This window comes from Flavobacterium panici (assembly GCF_024499525.1).
GTDB classification, from domain to species: Bacteria; Bacteroidota; Bacteroidia; order Flavobacteriales; family Flavobacteriaceae; genus Flavobacterium; species Flavobacterium panici.
This window is the reverse complement of the sequence record NZ_CP100437.1, coordinates 3,508,798-3,524,132: the sequence shown is the minus strand read 5'-3', so window position 1 is coordinate 3,524,132 and position 15,335 is coordinate 3,508,798. Positions and strand designations below refer to the sequence as shown.

11 protein-coding genes are annotated in these 15,335 nt (G+C 33.3%); 3 read left to right on the top strand and 8 right to left on the bottom strand.

Annotation, left to right across the window (positions count from 1 at the left end):
- Positions 1-9: 9 nt before the first annotated feature.
- From NLJ00_RS14815 to NLJ00_RS14785, 7 genes are all read right to left on the bottom strand, one after another.
- A complete protein-coding gene (locus tag NLJ00_RS14815) occupies positions 10-144 on the bottom strand; it encodes a hypothetical protein (protein WP_256634339.1) in 135 nt (44 codons plus the stop codon).
- Positions 145-1,372: 1,228 nt separating this feature from the next.
- The gene (locus tag NLJ00_RS14810; RefSeq protein WP_256634338.1) at positions 1,373-2,743 is read right to left on the bottom strand and encodes a DUF4302 domain-containing protein; all 1,371 of its coding nucleotides are present in this window, start codon (positions 2,741-2,743) and stop codon (positions 1,373-1,375) included.
- A 38-nt stretch (positions 2,744-2,781) separates the two neighbouring features.
- Entirely contained in the window at positions 2,782-3,645 is an 864-nt protein-coding gene (locus NLJ00_RS14805; RefSeq protein ID WP_256634337.1) for a zinc-binding metallopeptidase, read from the bottom strand.
- 15 nt (positions 3,646-3,660) lie between these two features.
- Positions 3,661-5,136, bottom strand: a complete 1,476-nt coding sequence (locus NLJ00_RS14800) for a RagB/SusD family nutrient uptake outer membrane protein (RefSeq protein ID WP_256634336.1) — start codon at positions 5,134-5,136, stop codon at positions 3,661-3,663.
- 13 nt (positions 5,137-5,149) lie between these two features.
- Complete coding sequence (locus tag NLJ00_RS14795) at positions 5,150-8,821, bottom strand: SusC/RagA family TonB-linked outer membrane protein (RefSeq protein ID WP_256634335.1); 3,672 nt, start codon at positions 8,819-8,821, stop codon at positions 5,150-5,152.
- Positions 8,822-9,018: 197 nt separating this feature from the next.
- Positions 9,019-10,134 carry a FecR family protein gene (locus NLJ00_RS14790; protein ID WP_256634334.1) on the bottom strand — a complete coding sequence of 372 codons (1,116 nt, stop codon included), beginning with the start codon at positions 10,132-10,134 and terminating at the stop codon, positions 9,019-9,021.
- Positions 10,135-10,213: 79 nt separating this feature from the next.
- Entirely contained in the window at positions 10,214-10,831 is a 618-nt protein-coding gene (locus NLJ00_RS14785) for an RNA polymerase sigma factor (protein WP_256634333.1), read from the bottom strand.
- Positions 10,832-11,203: 372 nt separating this feature from the next.
- On the opposite strand from NLJ00_RS14785, the gene NLJ00_RS14780 reads away from it, so the two are divergent.
- Entirely contained in the window at positions 11,204-11,350 is a 147-nt protein-coding gene (locus NLJ00_RS14780) for a hypothetical protein (RefSeq protein ID WP_256634332.1), read from the top strand.
- Positions 11,351-11,521: 171 nt separating this feature from the next.
- Here the strand turns inward: NLJ00_RS14780 and NLJ00_RS14775 are convergent, their stop codons facing one another.
- Positions 11,522-13,042, bottom strand: coding sequence for a DUF5605 domain-containing protein (locus NLJ00_RS14775; RefSeq protein ID WP_256634331.1), 1,521 nt, complete (start codon positions 13,040-13,042; stop codon positions 11,522-11,524).
- Positions 13,043-13,544: 502 nt separating this feature from the next.
- Here NLJ00_RS14775 and NLJ00_RS14770 point away from each other — a divergent pair.
- Together NLJ00_RS14770 and NLJ00_RS14765 are read left to right on the top strand one after the other, a co-directional pair.
- Complete coding sequence (locus NLJ00_RS14770) at positions 13,545-14,027, top strand: CAP domain-containing protein (protein ID WP_256634330.1); 483 nt, start codon at positions 13,545-13,547, stop codon at positions 14,025-14,027.
- A 332-nt stretch (positions 14,028-14,359) separates the two neighbouring features.
- Positions 14,360-15,118, top strand: coding sequence for a GH12 family glycosyl hydrolase domain-containing protein (locus NLJ00_RS14765; RefSeq protein ID WP_256634329.1), 759 nt, complete (start codon positions 14,360-14,362; stop codon positions 15,116-15,118).
- The last annotated feature ends 217 nt before the right edge of the window (positions 15,119-15,335 follow it).

Here is a 15,335-nt window from a genome sequence, read left to right as displayed (position 1 = left end):
GCCGGAGCATTAAAGCGCAGCTTTAGAACCGCAAGCTTGAAATTTTCGATCTACTGATAAAAACAGCAGCAAACGCAGTGCATAGGCACAATGCGTCGTAAACAGCTGGAAACCCTTATTGCCCACCAGGAAATTTATTTTCATAAATTCTTCAATTTTATTGCTGCTTCATCTTTTATCTGCCCTGGCACAGGCAGTAAAAAAAGAATATCAGCGAGCTGGATTTCGCTCCAGATCCTATCCATTATCGCAGCTGACTGCCTGTACTTTCGTTTATGGCAACCTGCTCAATTGTCAGACTCCCGAGACAGTAAAGTCCATCTGGATGATATGTCAAATAAAATTATAAATAATTAGCTTTTACAGCTAATAAATCGTATCTATCAATATAGCATTATCTTATTTTTTTTATAAATAGGTATTCAAATCAGCAGAATAAAAGTGCTTCCTACTCATTTAAAATAAAAAATAAGAATCTTACAGTAATTCATTAAAAAATAACATTACCCGCATTATTGAGAGACTGACCGGGTATCAAGGCGGGCGGATAATTTAATATTCACCCGCCGTTTTTTTTATAGAATTATGATCCGCAAATCTTTACTTCATCAATGTTACTTTACATCCATCTTCTCACCAAATCAGAAAACCGCTGCAGGCAAAAAGACACAAAATAAAGAAACAAGTGTGGCTAAAATTTTGGTTGGCCTGGAAACTTATAAGCATAGGTATATCTAATCAGAACTAATTTCCGGTTCTTGGAAATGTTCTTCCTTTCGCTGGCAAATCTCTCTGAGTTTGCGTTGCTTCCCATGAGAACACTTAGGAGAACAGGGCCATAAGCCTCTTAATAATAGATTCGTTTTTATTGTACATTACATCACCTAATTTTTTTTATAAAAAACCATTGCTATTTGGAGGGCACTAAAAAAGTAGCTATCTACCAAAAGAGGCTATTTTCAATATTGAAAACAGCCTCTTTTTCTTTGATGTATTCGGATAAGATAGGTGATGGAGACCACTTTCGTACAGACGATTCTCAGAGCCTCTATTTTACTTGCAAGCCTGCCTTTTCAACTCTAAAGGACTTTTTGAGTGCCCTCGCTATTTGACGACTCTTTATATGAAAAAACCGCCTCAACTTTTAAATTGAGAACGGCTTTCAGTAGGAATTATTGATTGTGGGATTGTTTGATCTTGTGTTTGCCGGACAAATAACGGTATAACACGGATCGTTTTGTATCAGAGTATAATTTTCTTCATCAAGAGTGTGAACAATTCATACTTAGGGAGTTCTTCCCTCATTGAATCGGCAGTGTCCTGACAACAAAATTCATGGTAACTTTCCTTGCAAAGTGTGTTTACTAAATTTTTAAAGAGAGCCAACAACCATTCTAAAAGGACTTGTTGCACTTGCAAAAGTGTAACCTCTATAACCAATAACCGGTATCTCTGCAAAATAAAGACCATTAGGATTCATAAATTCATCATCAAGCGCTTTTAAGAAAGATGGGCGTGAGATTGTTGGCCCTTCCGGAGGAGTCGCTGATTCCCCTGCAATTGCAGTACTTTTTTTCCAAACACCTGGAATAAATATAACGGTTTTGTTTACATCATCTGCTTTTATGGTGAAGTAGTGATAATATCTTACTTCTGTTTGGTTGTCACCAGATCTGTATTCTACATAATTTGTCCCATCAGTATTATTAAACCAAAACTGTGCTCTTATAAGCGGTACTCCGCTAGCTTTCTCTATATCTCCTAATAAAGATAAAAATAAGGGAGAATTTGGTCCTTCAAATTCTGTAAAACCATGCATATAGGCATAGACATTATTTCCGCCTCCGGGTAATAGCAATTTATAATCATCCGTTAAAATCAAAGGTTTATCACTATATTTAATTGCAGCACTCACCCCATTTGTACCGGTTGCAGTAAAACCCTCACTAACATCATCATAAATAAATTCGGTTAATTGCTGGTTGCTGACTTCGATAGCGGGACTTACAATAATACCTTTTTTTGTAAAAGCAATACCCATATTATAACTTTTACTGTAACCTTGTTCTACAGAATTTGCAGTTGCAAACCGAGTATTTGAAGCATAATTAAAGTCTAATTTATGAATATCGGTACCATCATTAATTTCCAAAAATCTAAAAATAGAGCGCTTATCTGAACCTATTACATTTTGAGCCATTTCCGTATTTAGTTCTAGATCTGTCCAATCTTCGGCTGTTGCTTTTACGAAACGCAATTCTTGAAAACGATTGGTTTTAAAAATTATTTCACCATTTTCCTGTCCATAATATAAAAATTGAAAATCTCCTTTATATCCTTTGCCTTTTAATCCCGCCGTAGGAGAATTATTTGCATCGGATAACAAGTGTATTCTGTTTTTGGTAGAGAATAATAAACTAACTGTACTTCCCATCTCAATACTGTAATCGCTGTTATAAATACTGGTATCGCTATCAAAATCAGACGCCATAGCTACTTTTCCGTCAACAGAAAATTTAAACAAATGTGTAAATCCTCCAAGTTGTGTATTATCTGTGTAATAAACTGCCTTCCATCCATATTCAGACGTTAGTAAGACATCATTAAGCTCTTTTTTTTGGGCATTTATTCTTTCCGTTGGCGTCTTATCAAATTTTTGTTCTGCTTCATTCTTGTCGCAGGCTCCTAATTGTGTTGCCAGAAAAGCAATAATCAGAAACTTAAATATATTTTTTATTTTCATAATGTTTTCTTTTTTAAATTAACCTAACCTCAATTAGTTTAAAGTCCATTTAGTACAGCTGTAGTATTTTTTTCTGCTTCATTCCTTAAAGCATAAAAATCCACATTGAATTCTCTTTTAAAATATTTCACAACAATAGCTTCTTTGGCCCTTATCACAGCAACAGCTGTCTCACTATGTATACCTTCCAAAAAGGTCTCATATTCATCTTTAGAATTAGTTAGCATAATAGAAGCCATTTCAGCAAAATCCTCATTAATATTTGACTTTGCATAGGCTGTAATAAAACCTTGTTCATTAGCATCCTGATCTGAGGTAGCATACCAGTCTGCTGTGTAACCGGATGGCGTTATTTTTGCCATCGATTTTTCATCATATGGTTTATGCTGATTTAAAATATGAATGTATTCGTGATGAATGGTATGTATAAATCGTTTTACGTTTTCCCTGTCTGTAATATCTACATTATCAGTTTCAAAAAGTGTTACTCTTTGCCCGCCTTCTGCCAAACCCAAAGTAAGGGTTCCGGTTAAATCCAAATTCATTCCGCCAACCATTACAATTTCTCGGGGAGCAATTTTCTTTGCAAAATCAGGACCGGCAATTGTTGTATAGCTATTCAACCAGATTTTTTGTATAATTTCTAAAACGGGCTGTACTTTATCTTCCTGAGGCGGATACAGGTAACGATTATTGTCAACTGTATTCTGGTTCCATTTGTATTGAACATTTATGTTATAAGGATTTGAATAATTAGTGGCAATCCAATTATCTAACATTGATTGAGGAGGATTTGTAACATCTAATTGACTGCCTCCAAGCTGATCTTCGTGTGTACATCCCGAAAAAGCAATTGCAGCTATTGCCAAAAAAGTCATTGTATATTGTTTTACTATTTTCATGTGCTTGATATTAATTTATCTTGGATTTTTTTCGATACCATTTGTTGAAGCCTGAAGTGGTATTTGTAATGCCCGGCGATTGTCATCTTTAGTTAAAATGTTTGTTGGCTCGTTGTATGTTTCATGTTTAACCTCTAAATTAAATCGTTTAATATCAAACCATCTGAGGCCCTCTTGTACAAATTCTTTTCTACGCAGTTCTCCTATAATATTTATGTATGATTTTTGCAAATCAGTCAAAGCATAAAAAGGAGCATATTTATTTTGGGTTGCAGGATATTTATTAACTATTAATTCATCAGTTAAAACATCAGTTGCCGGATCATAATTCGCAGTTCTTGATCCAATAAAATATTGCAATGCTGTTCTTGCTTCATCTATTCTGTTTGCCATGACAAGTGATTCTATCCTATTCAAATAGAATTCATCATTACTAAATAATACTATTGCAACATATTCGTAACCGATACCTGCATTGGCATTTGTATACTTGTACTGTTCATTAAACTTAGGTACAAATGATGTATTATTATTGTAGCTTAAGTATACATAAAGCCATTCTTTATTAAAAATATTTGTTGCAGAACCTAAAACTTCATTTTGTCGGGCTAATGTCAGCTGAAACCTGTTTGAATAAAAAGATCTTGAATAATAAGAAGTTACTGAGGCAATCAATAAATTTGTTTCCTGAGTTGGCTCTGCATAAATTTTTAATTGAGTATTATAATCAAGATTCAGATAAGATCCATAATCCCTTAGTTTTCCATCCGGATTAGCTGCTAATTCATCCGTAAGTTCAATAACTCTGTCCCAATTTCCCTTTATTAAGTAAAAACGGGATGCAAAAGCTTTAGCAGCTTCTTTATTAAAATGGAATTTACGCTGACTATAATCATCAGTAACATATTTTAGACCTTCCTCGATATCATTTTCCAGATAATCAAAAACCTCCCTCATAGAATTTCTTTTGTATTTTCTGATCAATACATCTTCCGGCTCTGTTACATATGGTATTCCCAAATCTGTATCAGCAGTAGCCGGATCATAACGTTTAGACCAAAAAGAAACCAACATAAAATGTGCATAAGCCCTTGCCATTAAGGCTTCTCCTTTTTGCGGATTTAGGCTTGCAGGACTGCCTAGCTCGTCAATGGCCTTAAGTGCTTTATTAGCATGGGCAATTGCAATATAACAGGCATTCCAATAGTTAGCCTGAGTATCTGTAGTAGTACTATTGTTCATTTCCCAATTGTAATTTTCTGTATTTACAGCTGTAAATAATCCAGCATCACCACTATCAAAAACATTGTCAGTCATGGTTTCTGCAAAATCCATATAACATGCATTTGGATAAGCATTAACCAGTAACTCAGAAATCTTTTCAGGTGTATCTATTTGTGTCCTGTTATCGGGGGTTTCAGAAAGAAATTCATCACAACTGCTAATACTTATAAGTAGTAATAATGCCAGTAGAATTTTTAATTTTTTCATAATATTATATCGTTTATAATGAAACATTTAGAGTAAATGTATATTGTGTTGTAACTGGTAATGCAACACCTCCCGCATTGCGAAATTCAGGATCCTGACCGTTTAATCTTTTATCAGAATAAAGTAATAATGGATTAACTGCTGATCCTTTTAATGTAAAATTTGTTACTCCTATTTTTTCTTTAAAAGCTTTCGGGAATTCCCAACTTAGAGATACATTCTTTAATCTGACAAAATCTCCATCTGCGATACGCACATCCGAAAAATTGTATGTGTTATAAGCAATTCCCAATGTTTTAGACTGAGCATTATAACTATTAATCAAAGCTTTATCTGCTATTACAGGTACATTAGTATTATTTTCATCTCCCGGATTAATCCAACGATTGCTAAAATCTTTTGTAAAAACAGTTAAGTCATTGTATTCGCTGGAATAAACAGGATTCAATCGAACTTTATTTCCTCCCGATGCAACGACAAAAACGTATAATGACCAATTTTTGTAAGTAAAAGTATTCGAAAGTCCAAAAGATTTATTAGGTTCTATCGAACCCTCATATTTTAGATACTTGGTTACATTATCATTATCATAAAAATTTGCTCCGGTAATGTTATCCGATTGCCCATCTTTCATTACAAAAGTTGGCAAACCCTGATTGTTTAATCCTGTAAAATGATAAGAATACAGAGAGTTTCTTGGATGACCAATAGTATTTCCTCCTGTTCCTTCGATTAAATCAAAAGCTGATGCCTGGCTCGCTAACTTTGTAATTTTCTGGTTATATACAGAAAAATTAAAATTGGTTGTCCATTTAAAATTTTCGGTAGATATATTTTTAGAGGACAAACTAACTTCAAGACCTTTAGTTTCCATATCTGCATTATTACCTTGTTTCATTGTTTGTCCACCAATTCCTGATGTCATAACATAATCCACTAAATCAAAAGCTTTACGGCTGTATACATCAGTTGTTAATTGTAGTCTGTTATTAAACACACCCACATCAAAACCTAAGTTGGTTTCAAATTGTTTTTCCCAGGTTAAATTTTTGTTTTGTAATTGGTCTATACTAATCCCGGATTCTCTGTCGCCAAGATTTATACGATCCGTGATAAAACTTTTATAAATTGCTAATGAATTAGTAGCCGGCCCAGCCGTTGCGGTAAGTCCATAAGAAGCTCTTAATGCTAAAGCATTTATAGATTCGATATCTTTCATGAAATTTTCTTCCTTTATGTTCCATTTTCCACTAAGAGTGTAGGTTGGCAGCCAACGGGATGAGGAATTATTACCCTGCCTGTTTGAACCATCATAACGTCCGGTAAATGATGCCGTATAACGTCGATCATAGGTGTACCCTGCTTTTCCAAAAAACCCTACCGTTCTTTCTCTCTCTTCATTAAATCCATAATAAGAACCTCCTTCGCTCATCGTTTTCTCCAATATTCTTGGATCTGTAAAACTGGTAAGTCCTTTATCGTACTGCAACCCATAAGCCGTAAAATTGTCGCTATTTCTATTTAAAGACCTTAGCTCAGTACCAAACAATCCTTCAAATTCATGTTTAAAATTAAAAGTACGTCTATAGTTGACGCTATTTCTTATATAATAGGAAGTCAGGTCGTCTGTAAATTTTCTTAACATTCCTCCATTAGGAAGAACGGCAACTTTTGGAGCTGTTAAATCATTTGGATCCTGATATAGAAAAATATTCGCATCTCTGACAGTTGTTGTTTCTGCGGCATTATAAGCTCCTACTATATTTGAATTTTCAAGAATTTTATGTTCCCTGCCAGTGTTAGCATAACGTGCTGAACCCGCTAGATTATAAGTCAGGTAAGGATTGATTTTATATTCTAAATCCATTTGGAAACGAATATCTTTTACCTGAATTTCCATAAAATTATTTTTAAGTTCATTCAAAATATTAATAGGTGCCCAATTGTTCCTGTAATATTCCAAATCCCCATTGTCATCGTAAGGTCTTAGAGTTCTATTTGTATTTAAGGCATATTTAAAAGGGTTAATATCAAAATTTCGGGTTGTCTTTCCATAATAGGTGTCTGTTTCACTATCATAACTTCCAGGAACACCCTGATCCCTTACAGAAGCTTGTGTAGTCAGCGTAATATTTAAGTCATCATTAATATAAAAAGTTCCTTTTAAATTTGATGAAAATTGTTTTACATGATCGGCAATACTCCAGCCCGGATCACTATAATAACCTAAGGAAGCGTACATTGTACTTTTTGCTCCTCCTCCCGAAAAACTCAGGGAATGATTTTGGGCAATCGAAGGTCTAAAAAGTACCTTAAACCAATCTGTATTGGCTAATTCATATTTTTTTAAAAAAGTATTACGTCCAGCGGGGTCATTACTTACTAAATAGCTGTCCGTTTCGGGAACATACGTATTAATTCCTCTGGCTAAAATATTATAAACACCCCCATAACGCCCTTGTGTAGTCGAAGGCAGATCTAAAAATCCTTTTGCCTCCACTTCTTTCAAAATACTCATTGTTTCTTTTGAATTCAAAATATCGTATTGGCTGTAATTAGGTGTTGCTCTAACTGTTTGGTCAGATGAATAGGTGATCTTTAATGGAGAATCTTTTCGTCCTTGTTTTGTAGTTACAACTACAACTCCATTTAAAGATCTGGATCCGTAAATCGAAGTTGCAGACGCATCTTTCAGTATTTCAATACTCTGTATATCATTAGGATTAATTCCAGCAACAGAAGAACTTAATAACGTTGAAGAATTTCCGGAAGCCAAATCAGCCACAGACACATTAATAATATCTTCCTGAACAACACCATCAATAACCCATAATGGTTTTGTATCTCCAAAAATTGAAGAAGATCCACGAATGGTAATTTTTGGCGTAGTACCAAAGGTTCCTGAAATATTCTGTACAGTAACCCCAGCAGCTTTTCCTTCTATCGCTCTGCTGATATCTGCCAATCCATCAACTTTAAGTTCGTCAATAGGAATCTTACTATAGGCACCTGTAAAAGTTCTCTTCGAGGTTTTCTCATAACCTGTTATAACTACAATTTCTTTTAAAGTTTGTCCCTCTTCATTTAAAACAATTGTTGGTGAATTATTTTCTATTCCAATTTCTTTAGTTTCCATTCCAACAAAAGAAACAACTAGTTGGTGACAATTCACTGGTACGTCGATCGAAAAAGTACCATCAAAATCAGTTAACACAACATTTTTAGTCCCTTTGGCAGTTACTCTCACGCCCGGCAGAGGGACTCCGTTTTGGTCCGTAACTTTTCCTTTAATAACAGGGTCAGTAACCCTATTAGATTTTATATTATTATTCTGTAGAATAATCTGATTGCTTATTTCTATATAATTAATATTGAGTGGTTTCAGAATTCGATTAAGAATACTTGACAATGTTTCCTGATGTGCCTCGATAGTGATTTTCTGAGTTAGCTGCGGTAATCTTGAATTATAAGAAAATTTCACACTTGCAGATTTTTCAAGTTTAGATAACACATTATCCAGACTTAAATTTTCAACTGTAATAGTGACTTTTGTATCTAATTTCTTTTGTCCATTCACACTGTTTGCCAGAGTAACACTTGAAAATAAAAGTGCTAAAACGAACTGAAATAGCGTTATTTTCGAGATTCGATAAATTAATCGTTGTTTACCAACTGATTTTTTCATAATTTTGATTTTGTTTTGATTAATACTGTTCAAGCGTATTTTGTAGAAACACAATAAAATGACTCTTTCCAGAGAGTAATTCTATTTTATCAAGTGTCGGATATGTTACAACATTTCGACACTTTTTTTGTATTTTTTTACATAGGCAATAATTGGGTTTAATTAAAAATTATTATAATAGTTTGATTTATTATTACTTAATAACAGCCCTCTGATGTTATTATAATTTGATTGCCATTCATTTCAAAACTGGCATCATTGCCAATACTTTTACAAATAATTTTAAGTTTTTCTGATAATGGCTGGTCGCTTAAGGAAGTTGTTAAATGGCAATTTTTTAATTTATCCTTAGGGAAATCAATATCAACCTGATATGCCTGCTCTATTGTTTTTAAAATCTGATCTACAGGAATATCTGTAAATTCAAAACTTAATTGTTCAATATTTCCAACACTCCTTGCCAATGTTTTGTCTTCTGTAATATTGGTTATCTTATCAAAACTCAAATCGCTTCTTAAAAAGCGCAGCGCTTCATTAGGAAGTAAGACCACTTCGGTCATTTGTTTTGAATTTGCAGCCAATTCATTTGAACTTACCCTAACTTTACCGGTGCGAACTAGCACTTCAATTTCTGGTTGATCCAGGTACGCTCTAACCCGAAAACTCGTACCCACCACTTTTGTAATGATTTCGTTTGCGTAAACAAAAAAAGGTTTTTGGGGATTTTTACTAATCTCAAAGAAACCTTCTCCGGATAAGTAAACCTTCCTTTCGTTTCCGGTAAAGATCTTAGGATAACTTAATTTACTATTGGGTTGTAATAAGACAGAACTGCCATCAGACAGAGTAATTACTTGCGGCTTGTTAGAATTATTTGTTTGCTCAACAAGCCCTTCGTTATTATTAACAAGTTCTTTATATGTAACAGAAGTATGACTGGTTCTAAATTGATTTTTGAAAAAACCAACCGATAAAAAAGCAAAAAACAGAGCAGCTGCAATTCCTGTTAACCAATACTTTTTTAAGTATCTGCTCTTATTGGTTTTAATTGATTTATTGCGATTTTCTATCTCTTCAATTTTGCCCCATGTTGATTCTAATGCCGTATTTAGTTCTGAAGAAGAAATACTAATATAAGGTACTTTCATTGCCAGCAATAAAAGGCGGGCATCTTCAACCAATTTAGCGCGTTGTTGATTTTCTAAAGTCCATTCTTCCCAGCCTTCTTCATCAACTTGGGACAAAATCCATGTTCGGAATGATCCATCAGATAAGAAATCTTCAATTTCGATATAATAATTACGTTTTTGCATCTATAAATAAGGTTACAAAAACACAGAGGACAACTTGGTTATAAAGTACTCACCAATTTATATATTTTTTATATTTTTTTTAAATAACTTTAAAAACACTTGAAGACAGCAATGCAATAATCGAAAAACTTCCCTTCCATTCCTTACGAAGAGTAAGTAATCCGCGATGCAAAATATTCTTTGCCGATTGATAATTAACATCTAACATTTCTGCAATTTCTTCTACACCCAGACCTTGATTATACCTTAAAAATAAAGCTTCTTTTTGACGTGGAGGTAAATCGTTTAATAACTTATTGAGGTAGAAAACACTTTCTGCAGTTGCTTCATCATCAATAAGTTCTTTCTCAATCGAAAAATCAAAAAGAAATTCAATTGAATCTGTATTAGTAGTTTTTCTAAAAACATGATCCCGTTCATATAAACGTGCAATTCTCTTTCGTACACTTGACAATAAATAAGCCTTTACCACATTTGGTTCTTGCAAGGATTCACGATATAACCAAATATCTGTAAATACGTCCTGGACACAATCCTCAACTCTTTCAGGAAAACGAGAAAATGAGTTTCCATAATTAATTAAATCACCATAGTACTTTTCAAAAAGCATAGTAAATGACTTTTCTTCACCTGCTTTAAGTTTATTCCAAAGTTCGTGATCATCATAGGTTCTCATTGTCCGAGCGCGAGTCTTCATAAAAAAATGTTTTTTAGTAACGATATCATTCGGTTTTTTAATAATTAGATAAAATGAACATTATTCAAAGAATTTTATAGCTTTAATAACTACTATTCTGAAATATGAATTCTAAAAAAAATCACTATCAATTAGTCTAATAAAATATGATTAACGTATTTACAAGAATAAAAAAGGAGACTATAAAACTCCCACATTTAAAAAGTGAACTACCTTAACCGTTACTATTCCGCTTGTAATTCAGTAAAAAATATCATCTGCAAACCTCATTAAAACTTCGTTATACTATGGTATCCTTTTGTATCAAAAAACTGCCTCATTTGTAATGGGATTGAGTAAGCCATCAGATTGATAGTTAAAAAACTTTTAGTGATGAAGGACAGAAATATGGATTATAAAAAAAAACTTCCAAAATCAAATAGACTTTGGAAGCTATACTTTTTTGCAGGCGAAGACAATGATTTAGAAATTTACTGCATCGGAAACTTTATAACCATGCATACAACCAATCAGGACTAATTCTAACTGTAAGCCAGCTCTCATATATTATTGCAAAAGAAAATAAAGAAACAACTGTGACTAAAATTTTGGTTGGCCAACCATCCCATTCTGCCAGTATGGATGGCATAATACTGTTTCTCCGGTTTACCTCGAATGTTTTGTCCTAATTTTTATTAAAATAAAAACGAATCACATTATTTTAGTGATGCGCAAGGCTGTAAAAGGTTTCTGCGGAAGTTGAATTAAACTTTTTCCACTAAATTCTCCCTTAACAGGCGTAATTGTCATATCCCATGCATTGATAATTTCAATTTTATATTTTGAGTTTTCGGGTAAATATACAATTTGGCTGCGTGACTGGTCATTATTAAAATAGTGCAGAAAATATTCATCTTTAAAAGCAACGTATGAATATGGCACCCAAAATTCTGTATTGTTAATTGGCGTTAAATATCCTGGGGCAGATTCAATAATATTTCTTAAAAACTTAATCCTTTCCTGACTTTGCCCTCTGAGAACTCCCCCTTTAGACCACCACAAAATATCTTGCGATTCATATCCCCATTTAACGGGGTTTTCAGTAACATAAGTTTCACCATGCCCAACAAAGCCTCCATTTACAACACCACGCCAAAATTTGTTCACCATTTCTTGCGCTGATAAATTTCCCCACGGCCAATTAATATTTCCTTCATACCGGCATTCATCATAAACTATTGGTTTTTTATATTTTGACCTTAACTCCTTTGCTTTATAGGTGTCTTCATTTTGTATGCTCACATGTGTGATCAAAGGGTTTTCGTGGTCATAAAGGTTAGCTCCATTGTGTATTGAACGCAAGTGATTGTATGGGTCTTTTTTGGCAAATAACTCAAAAAAATGGTTCCAATCATCTGTCGCCTTAGATTTCACATAATCATATTCATTAGCCAGACTCCAACAAACGTTTTTATAGGCAGCAAAGCGGGCAATAATATAATTGATGTATAAATCATCGGTTTTTCTGTCCATTTTTTGAAACCCCCAACGGTCGTAAGGATGAAAAACAATTAAATCGGCTTCGATGCCAAGTGAATCCAATTGCGCTATCCTTTTCTCAATATTCTGAAAATATGCAGGGTTAAATTTCGTATAATCCCAATCAGTTAAAGGCCGTCCCTCAAAAGGATACAAGAGTGGTTCGTTTTTATTCCAATCGTAGTCTTTAGTAAAAATACACATGCGCATTTTGTTGAAATATCCCTTAGCAAGGGTTTTCAATGTTGATTGGGCAAGACTATCTCCTTGATGAACCCATGCATAAGATGTCGTACCAAAAGGGTAATATGGTTTATTGTCCGAATAAGCAAAATTAAAAGTATCTTTCACTACTACTTGTCCGTGATTGCTACAGGTGTTTGAAAAACATTCAAATTTGCCTTTTTTATTATTAAGTGAGTTTAAATTACTTAATGTGATATAAGTCCAGGCACCTGTCGCTTGTGGCATAAAACGGATTTTATATATTCCATTTCCGTCATAAAAGCCTGAAACTATTTTTATATTCTTACCATTTGTAAATTTAGCACTTAGTTGTACATCAGTGAACGGATTACCTTTTGAGTCACTATTAAGAGTAATTTCATAAATATGCCATTTTTCAACTTTATATTGAGCCGAAATACTCAAAAAAGATAAAGAGACTATCAATAATAGTATTAATCTACGCATAATTGTAATTGTTTAGTAAATATGTAAATCGAAATTCTATGTAAAATAATTGCAAGTTTTCTCCGGCTTTCCATGCTTGCCTGTAACGTTCTGGTACTACTGTGGGATCGGGACATCGTTATTTTTATTTGGAAAACTTCCATTTAGATCTAAAAAAACAACTTGTAAATGTTCGTAATAATTACTGTCATGCAATCAAAAATTTCACCTGCAAACCTCATTAAAACTTCGTCATGCAATGGTATCCTTTTGTATCAAAAAGCTACCTTGTTTGTTAAAAATAATGGTATTACCCATACCATCGGATTTATAATTCAATACAGTAACAAAAACTAAGTAATGATATTCCGATCGCTGCAAAAGCAATACAAGAAGTCACACAAATGCCTACATAAAGAGTGTAATAAATAAACCATTATCCCAAATTCAGGAATTCTAACTTTGGAAAAGTCTTAAAATAAGAAACGAATATCTTTACATTATAAATTAATAATCGATTGCTATGATTTTAAAGCATTTTATTTACATCACTTTTACCGTTTTATTATTTATCTCGTGTGATAACGAAAATGATACTCCTGTTGCTATTGATACAAATGTTACAGACTCTGTTTTGATCGAAATAAACAAACTTAGAATAACGGGTTGTAAATGTGGTACCGATGATATGCCTCCTGTACCCCCATTGTTAAGCAATTTGATATTAACCCAAACTGCGATCAATTATGCACATGATATGAATGTACGAGATTTTTTTTCGCATATGTCTCCCGAAGGCACAAGTCCCATACAAAGAACTTTTGCTCTTGGTTATACCGGCACCTACGTAGGCGAAGTAATTGCCCGTAATTATAATACTCCTAAAGAAGTTGTAATAGGATGGAAAAATAGCGAAGACCATTGTAAAGCTATTATGAGCATCACTTATGTTGAGATGGGCGCTGGAAAATCTGGAAACATATGGGTAGCCAATCTAGGAAAGTAAACTATTTTTCTTTACTAAATCTCTATCTAATTCTAATAACGAAGTAAAAAACAATTTTTCTCTCCACAAACAATCAAATTCATAGAATTATTCTTACTATATTTAAGAGTTACTCAATTTTATTTTTTATAAATTATAATATTCTCAGTTTTTTATTTTATTTATAGTCAATTTAACCATAAGTAAAACTAAAATTTACATATTAACAGGTTATAATTATTTTTTATGATTATAATTGAAAAATTTATTTGCATTTTAATAAAAACTACAACAAATACATAATTATCAATACATTAGCACAACTATTCTAATTAACCTTAAACTGAAATTTTATGAAAAAATCAACTTTATTTGTAGTATTAAGCCTTGTATTGATGAGTTGTGAAACAAGTGACACAAACAAAGATTCAGAAGTTAAAGCTGCATGGTCATCATCAGCTCAATATGCCAGCTGGTCCAATGGTGGCTATACTGTTTACAACAACATATGGGGTTCTGGAGCCGGAAGCCAATCTATATGGGCAAATAGCTATAGTAATTGGGGACTTTGGGCAAATCATCCTAATACAGCAGGTATCAAATCATACCCAAATTCATCCAAATATGTAGGTAAAGTATTGAATACAATCAATACACTTAGTACTAGTTTTAACGCCACTACACCCAGCGGAGGTGCCTGGGTATCAGCCTATGATCTTTGGGATAGCAATAAAGCTAATGAAATAATGTTGTGGTTGAATTATACAGGAAATTCAGATGGTTCGGGGAATGTAAAACCAATTTCTTATAATTATTCATCAACTGGTGCTGCTGTTCCGGTATACACAAACCAAAGTATTGGTGGTCACACCTGGAACGTATTCCGAGGAAACAATGGTTCTAATAATGTGTACTCCTTTTTACGTACAACAAAAACCAATAATGGAACCATTGACGCAAAAGCAATTTATAACTGGATAAAAAACAAAGGCTGGTTTGGAAATATCACTGTTGGAGATATTCAATATGGATTTGAAATTTCATCCTGTTACGGTACCAATGGAACTGGGGTAAATTATACCTGTAACAGCTATTCTGTAACTAGTAATTAATTTATACGAAATATTAAAACAGACTCAGGTTAAAGAATTGAGTCTGTTTTTTTTATAATAAAATGTAAATAAAAACACTATTATAGGAATATCAACCATAAAAATTTGTTTATTACAATACCTACTACTGATATTGCTTATTTTAGATGTGAAAATAAAATAGTACATCTCACAACTCATTCAAACAAAAATATTTTATAAAACAGACACTCGATGA